Here is a 4846-nt window from a genome sequence, read left to right as displayed (position 1 = left end):
CTGGAAATAGAGATTACGCCGGAAATTACCAAGCAAACTTACGAACAGGTCATTAAGAACTTAGCGAGTACTGCCAATATTCCTGGGTTTCGTAAAGGCAAGGTGCCTCGGCCGATATTGCTACAACGGCTGGGTACAACTCGAATTAAGGCAGCAGCGCTGGAAGAACTAATTCAAGACGGTATTGAGCAAGCGGTTAAACAAGAAGCTATCCCGGCAATAGGCCAGCCACAATTGCGCTCCTCCTTTGAGGATTTAATTAAGAATTATGAACCTGGAAAACCTCTGACAATTTCGGCTGCTGTCGATGTAGAACCAGAAGTAAATTTAGTTCAGTACACTGACTTGCAAGCTAAGGCTGAAGAAGTCAAGTTTGATCCAGAACGAGTGGACGCAAACCTTGATAAGGAACGTCAAGAATTGGCGACATTGATTCCTGTGGAAGGACGTGCAGCCCAAATTGGTGATATTGCCGTAGTCGATTTTAAAGGTTCATTCGCCATTGAGGGTGAAGACGAAACAGCCGAACTAGAACCGATTCCCGGAGCCGAAGCAACTGATTTTCAAGTTGAGTTGCAGGAAGATAAGTTTATTCCAGGCTTTATTTCGGGAATAGTGGGGATGAATCCTGAAGAAACCAGACAAATTGCGGCACAGTTTCCAGATCCTTATGCTAACGAAGATTTAGCTGGAAAAGCGGCAACTTTCACAGTGACGCTCAAAGAACTCAAAGAAAAGGAACTACCAGAAGTAAATGACGATTTCGCCCAAGAAATCAGCGATTTTGAAACCTTAGAGGAGTTACGCGCTTCTTTGGTAGAGCAATATCAAAAAGAGGCGGACGACAAAACAAAAACAAATAAGCAGGAAGCGTTGTTAACGGAACTGCTTAATCACGTAGAAGTTGACTTACCAGCAACCTTGATTGAGCAAGAAGTAGATGCAATGCTAACGCAAACAGCAATGCGCCTGTCTCAGCAGGGATTGGATGTGAGGAAGTTGTTTACTCAAGATATTATTCCTCAATTGCGGGAGCGATCGCGCACTGAGGCAATTGAACGCATCAAACGCTCTCTGTCCTTGCGTGAAGTCGGTAAACGCGAATCTATCCAGGTAACACCAGAAGAAATTGCAACCAGAGTCACAGAACTTTTAGAACAGTACCCGGAGGAACAAGACGTTGATGAAGATAAACTGCGCTCAATCGTGGAAAACGAACTATTAACCGAAAAAACCATCGACTGGCTCTTAGAACACTCCTCAGTTGAACTTGTACCCGAAGGTTCTTTGAGTCCTACAGAGGAAACAGAAGCCGCAGAATCAGATGCTGATGCACCTCAGATAGAGGAAGAAACCATCGACATCGAAGCTTCGACAGAAGTTACTGAAGGATAATTAAAAAACACACAACTATCAGTTCACCAGTTCTGAGTTAAAGTACTGGTGAAATGGGTAAGGTAAAGGAGATGAGGGAGCAGGCGAAGCAGGGGAAGCAGGGCGAGAAATAACCAATGCCCAATACCCAATGCTCCATCACTCTTGACTCCTAAAAACTCAGGGATGAAGACAGAATAATTAAAGAATTAATGAATTTTCAGCAAATTGTGACACATGTTATGGACTGAGCTTGATACTGTGTTACACGAGAGGAAATTATATGAGGCATAATGGTTAACACGTACCTATAAAAATCCCATTCATCGAAAAGGCAGCATCTGCTGCTGAAACATTTGTCCTAAATTATCGTCAAAGAAAGCTTGTATGCTTGTATCGCAGTCGGGAAATAACCCCATCAGCAACCAAAGTCGAATCAACATTAACTCCCAGTTGAGCAGCCCTAGCAACATCGTGCCGATGGTGGTGGAACAGTCTGGCATGGGAGAAAGGGCTTTCGACATCTACTCCCGCCTGCTGCGAGAGCGGATTATCTTTTTGGGAACGCCAATAGACGATACCGTAGCCAACTCAATTGTGGCTCAGTTGTTATTCCTAGACGCCGAAGACTCAGAAAAAGACATCCAACTGTATGTTAATTCTCCCGGTGGCTCAGTCTACGCAGGCATGGCAATCTATGATACAATACAACAAATTCGCCCTGATGTAGTTACCATCTGTTTTGGATTAGCCGCGAGCATGGGGGCATTTTTGTTAACAGCAGGGGCTGCCGGTAAGCGAATGTCTCTGCCCGACTCCCGGATTATGATTCACCAACCACTTGGTGGCGCTCAAGGTCAAGCCATTGACATTGAAATTCAAGCCAGAGAAATTCTTTACATTAAGGCTAAGTTGAATGAGTTAATGGCTCATCATACTGGTCAACCCATAGAAAGAATTGAAGCAGATACTGAGCGCGACTTTTTTATGTCGGCAGAAGAGGCGAAGAACTACGGTTTGATTGATCAGGTCATTTCCAGGCAAAATCTTCCCACAGCAGGCGAAAACGTCACCATTCTGAAATAAGAGGCTGGTATGTCTAAGTACGACTCCCATTTGAAATGTTCATTTTGCGGCAAGTCTCAAGAGCAGGTGCGTAAATTAATCGCGGGGCCGGGAGTCTACATCTGCGATGAATGCGTTGACTTGTGTAATGAAATACTAGACGAGGAGTTACTCGATACTAATGCTGCGGCAGCACAACCGGCACCAAGAGCAGAACCACCTCAAAAACGGCGTACCCAATCTTCTAGTATTTCGTTTAATCAAATACCCAAGCCAAGAGAGATTAAAAACTATCTAGACGAACACGTTATTGGTCAAGAGGAAGCCAAGAAAGTGCTGTCGGTAGCCGTTTACAATCACTACAAGCGGTTGGCGGTAATTCAGTCTAAAGCCAGTGGCAAAGGTGGGGCAGATGATGCTGTAGAACTGCAAAAATCCAACATTTTGTTAATTGGCCCGACTGGTTGCGGCAAAACTCTTTTAGCGCAAACCCTAGCGAAAATCCTGGATGTACCCTTTGCCGTCGCTGATGCTACGACGCTGACAGAAGCGGGGTATGTGGGAGAAGATGTGGAAAATATCTTGCTGCGACTGTTGCAAGTGGCAGATTTAGATATAGAGGAAGCGCAACGAGGAATTATCTACATTGATGAAATTGACAAAATTGCTCGAAAGAGTGAAAACCCGTCAATTACCCGCGATGTTTCTGGTGAAGGCGTGCAGCAAGCCTTGCTAAAAATGTTAGAGGGAACGATCGCCAATGTACCACCCCAAGGAGGGCGTAAGCACCCCTATCAAGACTGCATCCAGATTGATACAAGTAATATTTTGTTCGTCTGTGGTGGTGCTTTCGTAGGCTTAGAAAAGGTTGTGGATCAGAGAGTTGGCAAAAAAGCAATAGGCTTTGTGCAACCTGGAGAAGGGCAATCGAAAGAAAAACGGGCAGCAGATACTCTCCGTCATCTAGCACCAGATGACTTAGTAAAATTTGGCATGATTCCCGAATTTATTGGGCGCGTGCCAATGGTAGCAGTAGTAGATCCGCTAGATGAAGAAGCGTTGATGGCGATTCTCACGCAGCCACGCAGCGCCTTAGTGAAGCAGTACCAAAAACTGCTGAAGATGGATAATGTCCAGTTAGATTTTAAACCAGATGCTTTACGAGCGATCGCTCAAGAAGCCTATCGGCGTAAAACGGGTGCTAGAGCATTACGTGGTATTGTCGAAGAACTAATGCTGGATGTTATGTACGAGTTACCATCTCGTAAAGATGTAACACGCTGTACAGTAACACGGGAGATGGTTGAGAAGCGATCAACTGCCGAACTGATAATACATCCATCTTCACTACCGAAGCCAGAATCAGCCTAATAGTCATTAGTCATTGGTCATTAGTCATTAGGTAAAAACTAAGGAATAATAACACCAAGGACTAATGACAAGTGACAAAGCGCAAAGTCTGAGCGGAGGTTTCCTCCGATAAGAACTTTGTAAGAGAGGACAAATGACTGATGCCTTATATTAATGTTCGTGGCGTTGAGCATTACTACGAATGGGTGAAAAAATCATCTGGTTCTTTGGTAAAACCAGTAATGGTTTTTATGCACGGTTGGGCTGGTTCGGCTAGGTATTGGCAAAATACCGCCAATGCTTTATCAGAGCAATTTGATTGTTTACTCTACGATATGCGGGGATTTGGCCGTTCTGGTGGGAAGCCAACCATAGCCGAAGCAAATGAAGCTGTTGCCGAATCTGAGTCCCCCCAGGAAGAATCACAGGCAATCAGAGAGTTAACTTATGAGTTAGAAGAATACGCTGATGATTTGGCAGCTTTGTTAGAGGGGTTGCATCTTGAGCGTGTTTATATCAATGCTCACTCGATGGGCGCGTCTGTTGCTACTTTATTTTTTAACCGCTACCCCCAACGAGTGGAACGAGGAATTTTAACCTGTAGCGGCGTTTTTGAGTACGACGAAAAATCCTTTAGTGCCTTTCATAAATTTGGTGGCTATGTAGTAAAATTCCGTCCCAAGTGGTTAAGCAAAATTCCATTTGTTGACCGGATGTTTATGGCGAGATTTCTGCATAGTTCCATTCCACATTCTGAGCGGCAAGCTTTTTTGGAAGATTTTCTCGAAGCAGATTACGATGCGGCTTTAGGAACAATTTTTACTTCAGTCAGTAAGGCTCAATCTGAAGTAATGCCGCAAGAGTTTGCCAAGCTGACAGTGCCGACTCTACTCGTGGCGGGGGAGTATGACAAGATTATTCCAGCCGAGATGGGGCGTCAAGCAGCCGCACTGAGTGACAAAGTGGAATTTGTGATGATTCGTAACACAGCGCATTTCCCGATGTTGGAAGATGCGCCAACTTATTTGCAACGGGTACAAGAGTTTTTGCAAATTAA

At 44.6% G+C, this 4846-nt stretch carries 4 protein-coding genes; all 4 read left to right on the top strand.

What is annotated here, in order from left to right; translation table 11 throughout:
• A partial coding sequence (gene tig / locus VE944_RS04975; RefSeq protein ID WP_324973162.1) for a trigger factor occupies positions 1 to 1395 on the top strand: 1395 nt, incomplete at its 5' end.
• 366 nt (positions 1396 to 1761) lie between these two features.
• Complete coding sequence (gene clpP, locus VE944_RS04970; protein ID WP_324973159.1) at positions 1762 to 2460, top strand: ATP-dependent Clp endopeptidase proteolytic subunit ClpP; 699 nt, start codon at positions 1762 to 1764, stop codon at positions 2458 to 2460.
• A 9-nt stretch (positions 2461 to 2469) separates the two neighbouring features.
• Positions 2470 to 3810 (top strand): ATP-dependent protease ATP-binding subunit ClpX, encoded by a 1341-nt coding sequence (clpX, locus tag VE944_RS04965; RefSeq protein WP_324973156.1) that lies wholly within the window; start codon positions 2470 to 2472, stop codon positions 3808 to 3810.
• Positions 3811 to 3950: 140 nt separating this feature from the next.
• Positions 3951 to 4846: alpha/beta fold hydrolase (locus tag VE944_RS04960; protein ID WP_324973154.1), on the top strand; the 896-nt coding region annotated here is incomplete at its 3' end.

Origin of the sequence: Nostoc sp. (assembly GCF_035638895.1) — a bacterium.
GTDB lineage: Bacteria > Cyanobacteriota > Cyanobacteriia > Cyanobacteriales > Nostocaceae > Nostoc.
The sequence above is the reverse complement of the archived record's forward strand: the minus strand, read 5'-3'. Positions and strand labels throughout refer to the sequence as shown.